This is a genomic window from Mesorhizobium sp. XAP4, assembly GCF_029269325.1.
Lineage (GTDB): Bacteria > Pseudomonadota > Alphaproteobacteria > Rhizobiales > Rhizobiaceae > Mesorhizobium > Mesorhizobium ciceri.
The window spans coordinates 266,080-281,617 of record NZ_JARIXW010000007.1; the positions used below are offsets into that span (position 1 = coordinate 266,080).

Annotated in this window: 19 protein-coding genes; 7 read left to right on the forward strand and 12 right to left on the reverse strand. The window is 61.9% G+C overall.

What is annotated here, in order from left to right:
* Positions 1-368 precede the first annotated feature (368 nt).
* The 4 genes from rpsD to P3C39_RS27540 all read left to right on the forward strand — a co-directional run bounded on the left by rpsD (position 369) and on the right by P3C39_RS27540 (position 3,265).
* Positions 369-986, forward strand: a complete 618-nt coding sequence (gene rpsD, locus P3C39_RS27525) for a 30S ribosomal protein S4 (RefSeq protein WP_013532142.1) — start codon at positions 369-371, stop codon at positions 984-986.
* 107 nt (positions 987-1,093) lie between these two features.
* Positions 1,094-1,981, forward strand: a complete 888-nt coding sequence (gene ttcA, locus P3C39_RS27530; protein ID WP_027162370.1) for a tRNA 2-thiocytidine(32) synthetase TtcA — start codon at positions 1,094-1,096, stop codon at positions 1,979-1,981.
* Positions 1,971-2,798, forward strand: a complete 828-nt coding sequence (locus P3C39_RS27535; protein WP_275954658.1) for an inositol monophosphatase family protein — start codon at positions 1,971-1,973, stop codon at positions 2,796-2,798. The genes ttcA and P3C39_RS27535 overlap by 11 nt, the downstream gene beginning before the upstream one ends.
* Positions 2,799-2,857: 59 nt before the next feature.
* Positions 2,858-3,265 carry a hypothetical protein gene (locus P3C39_RS27540; RefSeq protein ID WP_013532139.1) on the forward strand — a complete coding sequence of 136 codons (408 nt, stop codon included), beginning with the start codon at positions 2,858-2,860 and terminating at the stop codon, positions 3,263-3,265.
* Here P3C39_RS27540 and P3C39_RS27545 read toward each other — a convergent pair.
* From P3C39_RS27545 to P3C39_RS27570, 6 genes are all read right to left on the reverse strand, one after another.
* Positions 3,262-4,530, reverse strand: coding sequence for a multidrug effflux MFS transporter (locus P3C39_RS27545; protein ID WP_013532138.1), 1,269 nt, complete (start codon positions 4,528-4,530; stop codon positions 3,262-3,264). The genes P3C39_RS27540 and P3C39_RS27545 overlap by 4 nt on opposite strands.
* A gap of 163 nt (positions 4,531-4,693) precedes the next feature.
* The gene (gene grxD, locus P3C39_RS27550) at positions 4,694-5,029 is read right to left on the reverse strand and encodes a Grx4 family monothiol glutaredoxin (RefSeq protein WP_013532137.1); all 336 of its coding nucleotides are present in this window, start codon (positions 5,027-5,029) and stop codon (positions 4,694-4,696) included.
* Between the two features lie 141 nt (positions 5,030-5,170).
* Entirely contained in the window at positions 5,171-5,404 is a 234-nt protein-coding gene (locus P3C39_RS27555) for a BolA family transcriptional regulator (RefSeq protein WP_010909092.1), read from the reverse strand.
* 125 nt (positions 5,405-5,529) lie between these two features.
* Entirely contained in the window at positions 5,530-6,042 is a 513-nt protein-coding gene (locus P3C39_RS27560; RefSeq protein WP_275954657.1) for a hypothetical protein, read from the reverse strand.
* Positions 6,039-8,270, reverse strand: coding sequence for a phosphoribosylformylglycinamidine synthase subunit PurL (purL, locus tag P3C39_RS27565; RefSeq protein ID WP_275954656.1), 2,232 nt, complete (start codon positions 8,268-8,270; stop codon positions 6,039-6,041). Before purL ends, P3C39_RS27560 begins: the two co-directional genes overlap by 4 nt.
* A 119-nt stretch (positions 8,271-8,389) precedes the next feature.
* Positions 8,390-9,799 (reverse strand): PLP-dependent aminotransferase family protein, encoded by a 1,410-nt coding sequence (locus tag P3C39_RS27570; RefSeq protein WP_013532134.1) that lies wholly within the window; start codon positions 9,797-9,799, stop codon positions 8,390-8,392.
* A gap of 92 nt (positions 9,800-9,891) precedes the next feature.
* On the opposite strand from P3C39_RS27570, the gene P3C39_RS27575 reads away from it, so the two are divergent.
* Entirely contained in the window at positions 9,892-10,143 is a 252-nt protein-coding gene (locus tag P3C39_RS27575) for a DUF1127 domain-containing protein (protein ID WP_013532133.1), read from the forward strand.
* A gap of 76 nt (positions 10,144-10,219) precedes the next feature.
* On the opposite strand, the gene P3C39_RS27580 is transcribed toward P3C39_RS27575, so the two are convergent.
* The 6 genes from P3C39_RS27580 to purC form a co-directional block, all read right to left on the reverse strand.
* A complete protein-coding gene (locus tag P3C39_RS27580) occupies positions 10,220-10,861 on the reverse strand; it encodes a Pr6Pr family membrane protein (RefSeq protein WP_275954655.1) in 642 nt (213 codons plus the stop codon).
* A gap of 3 nt (positions 10,862-10,864) precedes the next feature.
* On the reverse strand, positions 10,865-11,272 hold the full coding sequence (locus tag P3C39_RS27585; protein WP_064995398.1) for a hypothetical protein: 408 nt from the start codon (positions 11,270-11,272) through the stop codon (positions 10,865-10,867).
* Positions 11,269-11,934: a glutathione S-transferase family protein gene (locus P3C39_RS27590; RefSeq protein ID WP_013532130.1), complete on the reverse strand. Its 666-nt coding sequence runs from the start codon at positions 11,932-11,934 to the stop codon at positions 11,269-11,271. The genes P3C39_RS27585 and P3C39_RS27590 overlap by 4 nt, the downstream gene beginning before the upstream one ends.
* A gap of 84 nt (positions 11,935-12,018) precedes the next feature.
* A complete protein-coding gene (gene purQ / locus P3C39_RS27595) occupies positions 12,019-12,687 on the reverse strand; it encodes a phosphoribosylformylglycinamidine synthase subunit PurQ (RefSeq protein ID WP_275954654.1) in 669 nt (222 codons plus the stop codon).
* Between the two features lie 270 nt (positions 12,688-12,957).
* Positions 12,958-13,200: a phosphoribosylformylglycinamidine synthase subunit PurS gene (purS, locus tag P3C39_RS27600; RefSeq protein ID WP_013532128.1), complete on the reverse strand. Its 243-nt coding sequence runs from the start codon at positions 13,198-13,200 to the stop codon at positions 12,958-12,960.
* A gap of 43 nt (positions 13,201-13,243) precedes the next feature.
* Positions 13,244-14,038 (reverse strand): phosphoribosylaminoimidazolesuccinocarboxamide synthase, encoded by a 795-nt coding sequence (purC, locus tag P3C39_RS27605; RefSeq protein ID WP_013532127.1) that lies wholly within the window; start codon positions 14,036-14,038, stop codon positions 13,244-13,246.
* Between the two features lie 274 nt (positions 14,039-14,312).
* On the opposite strand from purC, the gene P3C39_RS27610 reads away from it, so the two are divergent.
* Both P3C39_RS27610 and P3C39_RS27615 read left to right on the forward strand, forming a co-directional pair.
* Entirely contained in the window at positions 14,313-14,633 is a 321-nt protein-coding gene (locus P3C39_RS27610; RefSeq protein ID WP_013532126.1) for a DUF1476 domain-containing protein, read from the forward strand.
* Positions 14,634-14,761: 128 nt separating this feature from the next.
* Positions 14,762-15,535 (forward strand): HpcH/HpaI aldolase/citrate lyase family protein, encoded by a 774-nt coding sequence (locus P3C39_RS27615; RefSeq protein WP_013532125.1) that lies wholly within the window; start codon positions 14,762-14,764, stop codon positions 15,533-15,535.
* The last annotated feature ends 3 nt before the right edge of the window (positions 15,536-15,538 follow it).

A 15,538-nucleotide genomic window follows, 5' to 3' on the forward strand; every position in this document is an offset into this window, starting at 1 on the left:
TAGCTCCTCTGCTCCGGTCCCTTCCTGATGCCGCTGGCGCAACCTCCCGCCACATCCGGCACTGTACTCAACCCAGAGACGCTATATCGTCGCCATGGCCTACGCCAGCCACAAGCTTGACACCGGTTAAATCTCCGTTTAATCAGCGCGCCAACACCGGGCCGCAATGCCCGGTGGTTTTCTTTATGTGCGCAAGATGCGTGGAAATCCAATTCTACTATCTTGTTTGAACTGACGTGTCCCGTGGGTTTTCCGCCGCGTTGCGTGGGAAAACCCTGTCAGGTCTCGAAAACGGAGGCCAGAGGAGGGCGCGTTTCCTTCACCCGGACCATGAGGTTCCGGGTGTGTTGTTTTGAAAAGGGAATGCGATGAGCAAGCGCGAATCCGCGAAGTACAAGATCGACCGCCGTCTCGGCGAAAACATCTGGGGCCGCCCGAAGTCCCCGGTCAACAAGCGTGAATACGGCCCCGGCCAGCATGGCCAGCGCCGCAAGGGCAAGCTTTCCGATTTCGGCCTGCAGCTGCGCGCCAAGCAGAAGCTGAAGGGGCACTATGGCGACGTTTCGGAAAAGCAGTTCCGCAAGGTTTATGAAGAGGCTGACCGCCGCAAGGGCGACACCTCGGAGAACCTGATCGGCCTGCTCGAGTCGCGTCTCGACGCGGTCGTCTACCGCGCCAAGTTCGTGCCGACCATTTTCGCCGCCCGTCAGTTCGTCAACCACGGTCACGTCAACGTCAACGGCAAGCGCGTCAACATCGGCTCGTACCGCTGCAAGCCGGGCGATGTCGTCGAAATCCGCGAAAAGTCCAAGCAGCTGGTCATCGTTCTGGAAGCGGTCGGTCTCGCCGAGCGCGACGTGCCGGACTACATCGAAGCCGATCACAACAAGATGGTCGCGACCTTCTCGCGCATCCCCGGCCTGGCGGATGTTCCGTTCGCCGTGCAGATGGAACCGAACCTGGTCGTCGAATTCTATTCGCGCTAAACGAGCGCGTTCTGCGACATCCTGCGAAGGCCGCCCGTCGAGGCGGCCTTTTCTTTGTCGGTCATGTCCGCTAATCCGGCGCTCTGGGCCATTGAAAGCGACATGCCATGAACATGCTTCCAGACATTGAAACGCTCGAACCGGTCGCCGACAGCGAAGGCGGTTTCCATCCGCTGTTCGCCGACGTGCCGTCCTCGGTCGAGTTCAACAAACTGCGCAAGCGGCTGCTGCGGCTGACCCGGCAGGCGATCGAGGATTTCTCGATGGTCAAGCCCGGCCAGCGCTGGCTCGTAGCGCTATCGGGCGGCAAGGATTCCTACGGCCTGCTCGCGGTGCTGCTCGACCTAAAATGGCGCGGGCTCTTGCCGGTCGATCTTCTGGCCTGCAATCTCGACCAGGGCCAGCCGAATTTCCCCAAACATATCCTGCCGGACTATCTCGACAGCAACGGCATTGCGCACCGGATCGAATATCAGGACACCTATTCCGTCGTCACCGACAAGCTGCCGGCGGGCAGCACCTATTGCTCGCTCTGCTCGCGTCTCAGGCGCGGCCATCTCTACCGCATTGCACGCGAGGAGGGGTGCTCGGCGCTGGTGCTCGGCCACCATCGCGAGGACATTCTCGAAACCTTCTTCATGAACCTCTTCCATGGCGGGCGTCTCGCCGCCATGCCGCCAAAACTGCTCAATGACGAAGGCGACGTCATGGTGCTGCGGCCCTTGAGCTATTGCGCCGAGGTCGATCTGGAAAAATTCGCTGCCGCCATGCGATTCCCGATCATTCCCTGCGATCTCTGCGGCAGCCAGGAAGGTCTTCAGCGCAACGCCATGAAGGCGATGCTCGAGGACCTGGAAAAGCGCATGCCGGGCCGCAAGGATACGATGCTGCGCGCGCTGTCGAATAGCAGGCCATCGCATCTGCTCGACAGAAAGCTGTTCGATTTCGCTGCCCTCAACGAGACCCTCACCACAAGGCAAGCCGATGACATTTGACGACACCGCGATCGACTGGCTGGCCGGCATTCTGGCCGAGGCGGCACTGGCCGAGATCATGCCGCGCTTTCGCCGGTTGGGCGATGGCGATGTCAGGCAGAAGACGTCGGCCGCCGACCTGGTGACCGAAGCCGACGTCAATGCCGAGCGGCTGATCACCGCGCGGCTGCGCGAGCGGTATCCCTCAGCGATGGTCGTCGGCGAGGAGGCCTGTTCCGACAATCCAGCGCTTTTAAACGGGTTGGGCGATGCCGATCTGGCCTTCGTCATCGACCCGGTCGACGGTACTTTCAATTTCGCCTCCGGCGTGCCGCTGTTCGGCGTCATGCTGGCGGTCGTGGTCAAGGGCGAGACCGTCGCCGGCATCATCCACGATCCCGTCGGCAAGGACTGGCTGATTGGCGCCAGGGGTGCCGGCAGCCATATCCGGCATGCGCACGGCAGCATCGAGAAGGTGCATGTAGCGGTACCCGCGCCGATCTCGGAGATGACCGGCTCTGTCTCCTGGCAATATATGGCCGAGCCGGAACGGACACGGCTGGCGCGCAACCAGACCAAGATCCTGTCGCAGTTCGCCTATCGCTGCGCCGCGCACGAATACCGCCTGCTGGCGAGCGGCCATGCCCACTTCGTCGTCTACAACAAGCTGATGCCGTGGGACCACCTGGCCGGCGTGCTGATCCATGCCGAGGCCGGCGGCCATGCGGCGCGCTTCGACGGCAGCGCCTATCTGCCCTCGCATCTCGGCGGCGGCCTGGTTGTCGCGCCAGACAAGGAAAGCTGGCACGAATTGCGCCGCGAGCTCTGGGCGCAGTAGGATCGATTGCTGCGTTAGCCGAAAGCAGTACAATCTCGCGCAAATCCGGAGGCTCTCGAATGAAACCTCGGTTTGCATTTGTCGCGGTGGCTCTTGCCGCCGGTCTGTTCGCCAGTTCCCTGGAAGCAAGGTCGCAAGAGCGCAGCTGTCGCAGTACCGATCCCGTCGACACGATAAAGGAGATGTCGGACGCGATCTATGCCTGCTGGAAGCCGCCACCCGGAACCGCGGGCATGTCCCTCACGCTGCGGTTCTCGCTTCGCCGCAACGGCACGCTGATCGGCAAACCTCGCGCCACATATTCCGATCTGGGAACCGATGCCCAGCGCAGCCGGGCCTTCGTGGCATCCATCCTCAGGGCACTCGATGACGCTCTGCCATTGCACTTTTCGGACAGCATGGGCGAAGCAATTGCGGGGCGCATGCTTGCCCCTCGGTTCACGGCAGCCCTTGAAGGTGCGTCCTAATGCAAGTCGGTGATGTGCCCTGAAACGGGCGGGTTCTGTGGCTGGAACATCTTGCCGCGCTCGGCGATGAAGATCATCAGCAGCGCGGCGACCGAGACGCTGCAGAAGCCGGCGGCCAGCGGCGTCACCGTGCCGTTGAAGGCCTGGCCGATCAGCGTGCCGAGAATGCCGCCGAGAAACGTCTGCATGAAACCGAGGATCGACGAAGCCGTGCCGGCCAGTTGGCCGAGCGGCTCCATGGCCAGCGCGTTGAAGTTCGCGCCGAGCGCACCGAATGGAAGCATGGCGCAGGCAAAGAAGGTGATGAACAGCCAGAGCGGCATCTTCATCTCCAGCGAAATCACCAGCCAGGCAAGGCTGATGACCAGGAACAGCAGCAACGCACTCTGCGACAGGCGGCGCATGCCGATGCGGCCGACAAGGCGCGAGTTCAGAAAGTTGGAGAAGGCGAGCACGCCCGCAACCCCAGCAAAGATGACCGGGAACATCTCGCCGACTTTGAAAATGTCGACATAGATCTGCTGCGCCGAAGCGATGAAGCCAAACATGGCGCCGAAAATGAAGGTGCTGGCGAAGGCATAGCAGATCGCAATGCGGTTGGTGAGAACGATACGAAACCCGCCGACAATGGAGTTGAGCGTCAGCGGCCGGCGATGTTCGGGATGCAGCGTTTCAGGAAGGCGCAGCAGCGACCAGGCCGAGACGAGCAGCGCACCGACGGCCATGGTGACGAAGATCCAATGCCAGGTCGCAAACAGCATGATAAATTGGCCGATGCCGGGAGCAATGACCGGTATCGCCATGAACACCATGAAGATCAGCGACATCACCTCGGCCATGCGCCGGCCGTCGAACGTATCGCGCACGATCGAGACCGCGATGACACGAGTGGCGGCTGCACCGATGCCTTGCACGGCCCGGCACAGCAGAAGTGTTTCAAAGCTTGGTGCAACGGCGGCGGCCGCAGCCGCGGCGACATAAATCACCAGCCCTGCGACCAGTGGTGCGCGACGTCCGAAGCGATCCGAGATCGGCCCGAAGAACAGCTGCCCGCCACCGAAGCCCAGAATGTAGGCCGTTATGACGTACTGCCGGTGGTTTTCATTTTCGACGCCGAGCGAGGCGCCGATCTGCTGCAGAGCCGGCAGCATGATATCGATGGCCAGCGAGTTCAGCGCCATCAGTGCCGCGCACAGAGCGATGAACTCCCAGCGCGGAATGGGCAGTTTGCTTGCCGATTGCGGCGCTGGTCTTGGCTGGTCCACGGCAAGTCCGATCTTTCAAACGAAAATGCGCCGGCGGGCCGGCGCATTGGCTCGTCCTGGTCCTGGGGTCAGGACATGAAAATTGCCGAGGTGAGGTTGCCCCGGTGCCTGGTGCTCGATGCCCGAAAATCAACGTCGATTTCGGGCATGCACAAAACAGAAATCAGGCGGCGCCTTTGACGCTGACGCCCTTCTCGACGAGGAACGTCTGCAGCTCGCCCGCCTGGAACATCTCGCGCACGATGTCGCAACCGCCGACGAATTCTCCCTTGACGTAGAGCTGAGGGATCGTCGGCCAGTTGGAGTATTCCTTGATGCCCTGGCGCAGTTCAGCCGAGTCCAGGACGTTCACGCCTTTGTAGTCGGCGCCGATATAGTCGAGGATCTGGACGACCTGGCCGGAAAATCCGCATTGCGGGAAACCAGGTGTGCCCTTCATGAAAAGGACGACGTCGTTGCCCTTCACTTCATTGTCAATGTAGTCGTTGATGCCGCTCATGGAATATCCTTTCCCGCCTGTGGGAGTCAGGCTCGAAACATACCCTTCAAATAAACCCAACGATTGCTCGAAACAAGACGTTAGCCGCGCCGTGGCTGAAATGGCGCAAAGGATGAGCCGTGTTGGGCCAAGCGCTAAGGGTCAGTCGGGAACGCTGGTCTGCAGCGCCAATGCGTGCAACACGCCGCCCATATTGCCCTTCAGCGCGTCATAGACCATCTGGTGCTGCTGGACGCGGCTCTTGCCGCGAAAGCTCTCGGCCACCACCTCGGCCGCATAGTGGTCGCCGTCGCCGGCGAGATCGCGAATCGTCACCTTGGCGTCCGGAATGCCGTCCTTGATCAGTTTTTCGATGTCGTGGGCATCCATTGCCATGGCAAAATCCTGTTTCGAGCGGCCGGTAGCCGGCTATAAGATGAGAGTCGGGTGAGCCTAAAGCCTTTCCGGTCCGGATTGAAGCCGTTCTGTCCCGCCAACGGCCACACGGCTTCAGAGAAAGACTAGGCCGGTGGGCTTGCTTCATCCTCGGCAACATCCTCGCGTGTCGAGAAAGCGCGGCCAAGGCTGAAGGCAAGCACATAGAGCGGCGCGTTGAGCAGCAGGCTGACAATGGGGAGATAGCTCGTCATTTGCCAAGCCTGCGAGAAGAACCCCTGACCATAGCCGTCGCAGATGAGCGACGAGCCGTACTCCCAAAACGCGCCCACGACCACCGTGCCGGCGAAAAGCTTGACGCAGGTGACAATGTGCCTTGCCCGTGCCGGATCCGGGAAAAGGCGGCCCCAGAGCACCAGGCAGATGATCGGGACCGCGTAGAGGAGGTTCTGCAGCGCCAGCATCGGGATGGCGCCGTTCGCCGCGGCAAGGAACTCCGCACGTGTTTCCAGCCGCATACAAACCTCGCTCGAGGTCGTCGACAGCAGGAAAAAGACGAACGGTCCCAGGAACCAGAAGAAGAACAGCGACGGCCAGAAAACGACTGCAAGCAGCGCCCGGGCGGCCAGTGTGGTCAACTAGCCTGATCCATGAAGCGCGGGAACCAGCCTTCGTGAGCCGAGGAGAGTTCGCTGACCGGGATTGCCCTGGCGTCGCCAAGCTTCAGCGCGCTGCCGCCTGTGGAGCCGATCCACGGCGCGAAGATGCCAAGCTCGCCCTGCTGCTTGCGAATGGCGTCCCATTCGTCACCATGCGGATCGATCGACAGCGTCAGCAGATAACGGCCCTGATCCTCGCCGAACCAGACCGGGATCGGGTCGGTGCCGACAAGGCCGGGGACCGTAGCGCCGATGCCGGACGCCATCACCATTTCGGCTAAAGCCACCGCGATACCGCCATCGGAAACGTCATGCGCCGCCGTGACGATGCCGGAGGCGATGAGCGCGCGCACATGGTCGCCGACGCGTTTTTCGTGATCGAGGTCGACCGGCGGCGGCGGGCCATCCGTGCGGCCGTGTATGTCCCTGAAATAAACCGATTGCCCAAGATGCGTTCCCCAGGACGCCGGCGCGCCGACCAGCAGGATCATTTGGCCCTCGGCCGCAAAGCCGGCCCGCACCATCTTCGACCAATCGGCGATCAGGCCGACGCCGCCGATGGTCGGGGTTGGCAGGATGCCCTGGCCGTTGGTCTCATTGTAGAGCGAGACATTGCCGGAGACGATCGGGAATTCGAGCGCACGACAGGCGTCGCCTATGCCTTTCACAGCACCGACCAGCTGGCCCATGATCTCGGGCCGTTCCGGGTTGCCGAAATTGAGGTTGTCGGTTGCGGCCAGCGGCAGAGCGCCGGTGGCGGTCAAGTTGCGCCAGCATTCGGCCACCGCCTGCTTGCCGCCCTCGTAAGGGTCGGCCTCGCAATAGCGCGGCGTCACGTCGGACGAGAAGGCGAGCGCCTTGGTCGCATGGCCTTCGACCCGCACCACGCCGGCATCGCCGCCTGGAAGCTGCAGCGAATTGCCCTGGATCAGCGTGTCATACTGCTCCCAGACCCAGCGGCGCGAAGACAGGTCGGGACCGCCGAGCAGCTTCAGCAGCGCGTCTGCAACATCGGCTTGCGGAACATCATTGGCGGCCAGCGGCGCCGGCTTCTTCGGTTCGATCCACGGCCGGTCATATTCCGGAGCCTTGTCGCCAAGATCCTTGATCGGCAGGTTGGCAACCTCGTCGCCCTGGTGCAGCACGCGGAAGCGCAGATCGTCGGTGGTCTTGCCGACGATGGCGAAGTCGAGCCCCCATTTGTGGAAGATCGCCTCGGCTTCCTTTTCCTTTTCCGGACGCAGCACCATCAGCATGCGCTCCTGGCTTTCCGAAAGCATCATTTCGTAGGCGCTCATGCGCTCTTCGCGCACCGGCACCTTGTCGAGATCGAGCTCGATGCCGAGGTCGCCCTTGGCGCCCATTTCGACCGCCGAGCAGGTGAGGCCGGCCGCACCCATGTCCTGGATGGCGATGACGGCGCCCGAGGCCATCAGTTCGAGGCTGGCTTCCAGCAGGCACTTTTCGGTGAAGGGATCGCCGACCTGCACTGTCGGACGCTTCTCATCGATCTTATCGTCGAATTCGGCCGAAGCCATGGTGGCGCCGCCGACGCCGTCGCGGCCGGTCTTGGCGCCGAGATAGACGACCGGCAGGCCGACTCCCTTGGCTTCGGACAGGAAGATCGCATCGGTCTTGGCAAGGCCCGCTGCAAAGGCGTTGACCAGGATGTTGCCATTGTAGCGGGCATCGAAATTGACCTCGCCGCCGACCGTCGGCACGCCGAACGCGTTGCCATAGCCGCCGACGCCGGAAACCACGCCTGAAACGAGGTGCCTGGTCTTGGGATGGTCGGGCGCACCAAAACGCAGCGCATTCATCGCCGCGATCGGCCGCGCGCCCATGGTGAAGACGTCGCGCAATATGCCGCCGACGCCGGTCGCCGCACCCTGGTAGGGCTCGATGTAGGATGGGTGGTTGTGACTCTCCATCTTGAAGACGACGCAGTCGCCATCGCCGATGTCGACCACGCCAGCATTCTCGCCCGGCCCTTGGATGACCTGAGGTCCGGTGGTCGGCAGCGTGCGCAGCCATTTCTTCGAGGATTTGTAGGAGCAGTGCTCATTCCACATCGCCGAGAAGATGCCGAGTTCGGTGAAGCTCGGCTCGCGCCCGACGAGGTCGAGAATGCGCTGGTACTCGTCGGGCTTGAGCCCGTGTGAGGCAATGAGCTCGGGGGTGATCGGCACGGAATTGGAAATGGTCATGGGCGGCGATTTTTATCCGGGACGTTGGGATTTTGAGTCCCGTCTTATCGCAAGCCTTGCGGCCGATACACCCATGGATTGACGAAAAACGACGGAAAACCGGACAAAGCCACGCAGTGTCAGGAGAAGCTGTCGTAGCCGGCGCGGCCTTCATCGAGAAGTCGCCGGATCACCGCAACGCCTTCAGCGATATCCCCGCGCTGTCTCGGCTGCGAAACGCCGAAGCGGACGCCATGGAAAACCTGCTCGGAACGGCCGGCCTTGAATTCGTCCTCGTCGTCGATCAGCACGCCGTGCTCCAGGCAAGCGTTCTTGAAGGTGCCGGAAAGCCAGGGGTCGGGCAGGGTCAGCCAGACAAAGGGCACCCTGTCATGCGACTTGAAGGCGAAGCCGGCCAAAGTCTCGCGTACGATGGCGATGCGGGCGCTGATTTCGGCGATGCTGCGCTTTCGTATCTCATCCGCCTGACCGGACAGCACCAGCCTTGTATTCACCTCCGCCAGCAGGAAGGGCATGCCGCCGGTCATCATCTTGTGGGCGACGCGGATGCGGTGGCGGTAGGCGGGCGGGCAGGAAAGCCAGCCGCCGCGCACACCGGCTGCGACCGACTTCGACAGGCCGCCCGCGACAATGGTCCTCTCAGGAGCATATTCGGCCAGCAACGGCGTCGGATCATCGGTCAGATTGCCATAGAGGTCGTCCTCGATGAGGACGACATTGTATTCGCGTGCGACATGGGCGATCGCTTCGCGGCGCGCAGCCGACAAGGTGGCCAGCGTCGGATTCTGCGCCGTCGGCATCAGGAAGATCATTTTGGGATGCTTTTGCGCGCAGACGCGCTCGAAATCCTGCGGATCAATGCCTTCATCGTCCGATGCCACCAACGCGGTGCGCCTGCCGATCAAGCCGGCACTGCGGGAAACCTGCGAGTAGGTGAGGTGCTCGAAGGCAACATAGTCGCCAGGCATGGTGAGCGCCGCGATCGCCGCCATCACCGCCGCATGGGTGCCGAGCGTGGGAACGATGGTGTCGGCATCCGGGCGAAAGGAATTGCGCGCCAACCAGCGGGCGCCGGCTTCGTACCATCGTTCGGGGAAATCCCTGGTGTAGCTCGAAATCTCATGCGGATGGTCCTGCGCCGTGCGCGACAGGACACCGGCGACAATGTCGCCCTGGCCGATATCAGGTGCTGCGGTGCTGTCGAAACGCAGCTTGCCTTTAGGCGCATCGATATAGCGCGTGCCTTCGCCGCCGACGTCCGGAGCCGGAAAATCCGGCTTCGCGCGCTGGCCGAGCACATAGGTTCCACGCCCGACCTCGCCGCTCACCAGCCCACGCTCGCGCAGCAATTGATAGGCCCGGCCGACAGTGCCGACGGTGGTGCCGATGTCGTAGGCGAGGTCGCGCTGCGGCGGCAACTTTGCGCCGGCATCGATCACGCCCCGATCGATGTCCGTCTCGATGGAATCCGCCAGCCGCTGATACAGCGGGCCGGAGCCGGCAGTGAGATCTGGAAGCCAATTTGTCATGGTGACAATTTTCTATATTGCACCGATAGATGAGTCAATACATATCAATCGCGTGCCAAAAGGGTACAATTTAGGACTTTGGCAGAAAGAAAATGAATACAATCGCGACAATACGTCATTCGAGCGCTGCATTATCGGCCCAATCGACACGCCCGTCGGCTCAGCGCGGCTTTGTCAGCCGCCTTGTGCGCGTGCTGAGGTCGCTGGCAAGATGGATCGACAACCTGCTGGATCGCCGCCGCAGCCGGTTGGCTCTGCTGGAGATGACCGACGACCAGCTCAAGGATATCGGCGTCACGCGCTGCGACGCCCACCGCGAGGGCATCAGGCCGTTCTGGGACTGACCGTGATCCCAAAAGTGGGAACCGGTTTGGGAAAGATGATGGTCCCGGGAAATCCGGACAGAAGGTCCGCACAGTTCTAACGGACCCTCGACGCCCTTGTGCGTGCAACGGCATGGTCCGTAAGGACGGCGACCACGCACAGCACGAGGAAAAGTCCGGTGATGGCTGCAGTTGAGATGACGACGCTGGTCGCGCCGTTCTTGGCGATGTTCAGGAAAGGGTAGGGCACCTCGCCGGCAAGCGGCGCCCGCACCAGCGCATAGACCAGATAAGCGATGGGATAGATCACCCACCACGAAATGTCGCTCCAGCGTGTCCGGCCGTCGGCGCCCGATATCAGCCACCACAGCACGAACAGCACCGGCGTGACGTAGTGCAGGAGAACATCGCAGAGCAGGAACAGTCCCTGCGGCTGCCAGAGTCGTGCCAGAACCGTTGCGTAGATGATGAAGACCAGTGCGATCGAAACCGCAACGCCGGTGCGCATCCGCGCCCCTGCAAAGGCCGGCAGCCAGGCATAGAAGGTGGGTGACAGCAGCGACGTGTACACCAGCACCGCGCCGATGTTGGTCAGGATGGTGAAGAAGCTGAAGACGAAAATGACGGAGCCAAGCAGGCTGCGGCCTGCTTCCATCGATGCAGGAATGCTGATGCAGAACTGCAGGATGAGCCCGGCCAGACCGATGACCAGCCCCACAATCTGCAGGAACCGGCCCATGGGCTAGGCCGTCGCGGCGCAGGCCGGATTGCCGGCCTGCCAGCGCGCAATGTCGGAGCCGATGCGGGCGCCGAGCGGATCGTTCATCAGCGGTCCGAAGACGTCGACACGGCTAGAATTGCCTTGCGCCTGCACGACCAGCAAAGGTTTGCCGCCATAGTGCTTGGCCGGAACCAGCAGGAAACGCGGCGTGCCGCTGAACGAATTCAGCTCATTGGCCATCTGGTACGGTTTGAAGGCCGGGTCCTTGCTGGCGATCCAGCATTTGTGGGCGGCGATCGCCACTTGTTCCATGGCCAGCAGCGCAGCACTTTTGCCCGAGGGAACAGGCGTGCTCTTTGGCGTCGACTGGCAGGATGCCAGCACAAAGCCCGCCGCGGCGACCAGCGCGATCGTCCTCGACTTGATCAAGCGGCACCCATCTCAAGCTCGGACAGGAAGATTTTCAAGCCGTCGGTCATCTCGCCCCACACACGCGACAATGCCGGGTGTTGCGAGGCGATCTGCTGGTAGGCGTCGAATTTGGGATAGGCGTCGAGCAGGTCGTGGCGTCCTGTCATGGCGCGGAAATTGTTGAAGATGAACCGCGTCGGCGTCAGCCAGGCATCGGCGAAGCTGATGTCGTCGCCGAGTGCGAAGGGCCCTTGCGCCATACGGGCCTCGATTGCCGCCAGTCCATGATGCAGGCGGGCGAACTGAGCGTCGATCTCGGCATTGTTGCGCTTCGGCACGGAATGAAGCTCGAAAAGCTTCATCAACGGGGTCAGCACATCGAGATCGGTGATGCGGGCGAACATGCGCACCAGCGCACGGTCCTTGGAATCGGGCGGCAGCAGCGCCGGTTCCGGAAACCGTTCCTCGAGATATTCGGCGATGACCACCGATTCGACGATCGTCTCGCCCGAGCCGGTGATCAGCACCGGAATCCGGTTCATCGGCGAGATGGCGCGAAACTCTTCCGGGATGGGAAAACCGGGCGGCGGCGCGATGATCTTGAGTGGCACGTCCTTGATGTAGGCCAATGCCCGCACGATCGACGAGTAGGGCGACAACGGCCGCGAATAGAGTTTCATGACCGTCTCTCTCCCCAATGAACCAGACTTGCTCCAAAGAGACAGGAATGTCCGGCTGTTTTCAAGCTGTTCGCTTCGATATCGTCAGGCAGCGATGCCGAGGGCGCTCTCGAACAGTCCGCGGCCGTCGGTACCGCCATGAGCTGCTTCGATCAGGTTTTCCGGATGCGGCATCAGCCCGAGCACATTGCCTTGGCTGTTGACGATGCCGGCAATGTCGTTGATCGAGCCGTTGGGGTTGGTGCCCTCTGCATAGCGGAACACCACCTGGCCTTCGCCTTCGAGACGGGCAAGCGTGTCGGCGTCGGCGAAATAATTGCCGTCATGATGCGCGACCGGCGAGCGGATGATCTGGCCCGGCTGATAGCGGCGGGTGAACATGGTGTTGGCATTGGTGATCTCGAGCTTCACCTGCCGGCAGACGAATTTCAGCGAGGTGTTGCGCATCAAGGCACCCGGCAACAAGCCGGCCTCGACCAGGATCTGGAAACCGTTGCAGACGCCGATGACCGTCACGCCCGCGGCCGCTTTTTCGGCCACTGCCCGCATGACCGGCATGCGCGCGGCGATCGCGCCGCAGCGCAGATAGTCGCCGAAGGAAAAACCGCCCGGAATGGCGATCAGATCGACATCGGGGATTTCGGTGTCGGTTTGCCAGACGGTGACCGGCGGTGTTCCCGAAATCTTGGTCAGCGCCGCGATCATCTCGCGGTCGCGATTGAGGCCAGGCAGGAGGACGACGGCTGATTTCATTTCGTTCGTAAGGCCTTTGTGCTTCGGCGAGTTCGCGCAACTCGAAGCGCTGCTCAATCCGTTCAAGATGTTGATCGATACGGCCTGCTATCGCGTAGATATTGTTGACGTCCGTTTGCGTGCTCAACGCCTGCAAGCCTGATCGCTACAATCTCGTGCTTGACTTCGCCCAGGCCACTCTCAAGTCGATCCGTTCGTGAATGGATTTTCTTGAGAAGCTCGTACATCGGTTCATTCGTGACTTCAGGCATCCGTGCCTCCGGCACAGCCTTAGGTAAGCGTCACACTATAATTCTCGATCACCGTATTCGCCAGCAGCTTGTCGCACATGGCCTTGAGGTCGGCTTCGGCCTTGGCCTTGTCGCTTTCCGCCAGCTCGACGTCGAACACCTTGCCCTGCCGCACCGTGCCGACGCCGCCGAAGCCCAGGCCGGACAATGCGTGTTCGATCGCCTTGCCCTGCGGGTCGAGCACGCCGTTCTTGAGGGTGACGGTAATGCGGGCCTTGATCACGCTGGACATGCTCCTGTTCTGATTATCGGGTCGCAAACCGCGATCAGTGCGGCTTGCCTTTGAGGCCGTCGGTCGAGGCGACGAGCACCGGGCCGGTCGGGCGCGGCGGCTCGTTCTCGTTCATGATGCCGAGGCGGCGGGCAACTTCCTGGTAGGCCTCGACGAGGCCGCCCATGTCGCGGCGGAAACGGTCCTTGTCGAGCTTGTCCTGCGTCGCCACGTCCCACAGGCGGCAGGAGTCCGGCGAGATCTCGTCGGCGACGACGATGCGCATCATGTCGCCTTCGAACAGGCGGCCGCATTCGATCTTGAAGTCGACGAGCTGGATGCCGACGCCCATGAACAGGCCGGAGAGGAAGTCGTTGACGCGGATCGCCAGCGCCATGACGTCGTCGATCTCCTGCGGGCTCGCCCAGCCGAACGCGGTGATGTGCTCTTCCGACACCATCGGATCGTCGAGCGCGTCGGCCTTGTAATAGAATTCGATGATCGAGCGCGGCAGAACGGTGCCTTCCTCGATGCCGAGCCGCTTGGACAGCGAACCGGCGGCGACATTGCGCACCACCACTTCGAGCGGAATGATCTCGACCTCCTTGATCAGCTGCTCGCGCATGTTCAGACGGCGGATGAAATGGGTCGGAATGCCCATGCGGTTCAAATGGTTGAAAATATACTCGGAAATGCGGTTGTTGAGGACGCCCTTGCCGTCGATGACCTCGTGCTTCTTCTTGTTGAACGCGGTTGCATCATCCTTGAAGAACTGGATAAGCGTGCCCGGTTCGGGTCCCTCATAGAGTATCTTGGCCTTGCCTTCATAAATGCGGCGGCGATTTTTCATCTGATTTTTCTCTGGGGTTCCGGACAGGCGGTATCAGACCATTTCCTGTCCGTCTGCCTGAAATAGTGCGGCTACGGTAGGGTTCAATGCCGGGTCTATCCCAATCACATCGTTTGCTCAATCGGCAAATCCTTCCAATCAACCGCTTTCGGGACTGAAATGCCGCAGCGCAGCATGCGATGAAGCATATTGACCGGCCCGCGACCTTTTGGTTTGTGCTTTGACAACGCACATATTCACCGCCAACGAATCGAATTTGACCCGGAGGGACGCCATGAGCAGCATGAAAGACCGTGAAGAGGGCTTTGAGCGTAAATTCGCATTCGACGAGGAGCTTCGGTTCAAGGCCTCGGCGCGCCGCAACAAGGCGCTCGGCCTGTGGGCCGCCGAAAAGCTCGGAAAGTCCGGCGCCGATGCCGACGCCTATGCCAAGGAAGTGGTTATCTCCGACATCGAGGAGGCCGGCGACCACGACGTGTTCCGCAAGATCCGCGGGGATTTCGACGCGGCCGGCGTCGAGCAGTCGGACCACCAGATCCGCCGCACCATGGACGAACTGATGGCGCAGGCGATCGAGCAGATCAAGAACACCTGATCCGGGCCATGCGCTGATCCCGCGGCCATACGCTGGACCAATCGACCGCCCGGCCTATCCGGGCGGTTTTTCTTTGCCTTTGCCGCCGTTTCCGGCTGAAACTGCGGTCGCTAACAAGGAAAGAGTTCATGTCCCTGAAGTCCCGCCTCGCGGCCGATGAAACGTTGTTCACCGCATGGTCCGGTGTGCCGGATGCCTTGACGGTCGAGATCGTCGCCAAGCAGGGTTTCGATGCCGTCACGCTCGACATGCAGCATGGCGGCCATCACGAAGACAGCGTGCTGCGTGGCCTGGTGCCGGTGCTCGCTACCGGCAAGCCGGCGCTGGTGCGAATTCCCGTTGGCCGTTTCGACATGGCAAGCCGCGCGCTCGATTTCGGCGCCGAGGCGGTCATCGCGCCGATGGTGAACTCGGTTGCCGACGCAAAACTGTTCGCCGCCGCCATGAAATACCCCCCGGTCGGCGAGCGCTCCTGGGGCCCGACCTACGCTTTTCCCCGCCACGGCCAAGGCGACCAGGCCGACTGGCTGCGCGACACCAACCAGCGCACCATGGCCTTCGCCATGGTCGAGACGCGTGCAGCCCTCGATGCGCTCGATGGCATCCTCGATACGCCCGGCATCGACGGCATCTTCCTGGGCCCGTCGGATTTCTCGATCGCCTGGAGCAATGGCGCCACGGTCAATTCGACGCTGGAAAGCATGATGGAGACGGTGGCGTCGGTGGCCGAGCGCACCCGCAAGGCCGGCAAACATGCGGCGATCTACGTCGTCGAGCCGGCAATTGCCGGCCGGGTCGTGTCGATGGGCTATCGCCTGCTGGCCATGGGCTCGGAGCATGCGCTGATTTCACTGGGCGCAAAGACCCTGCTCAAGGGCATCAAGGATTCGATCGGATCCTGAACC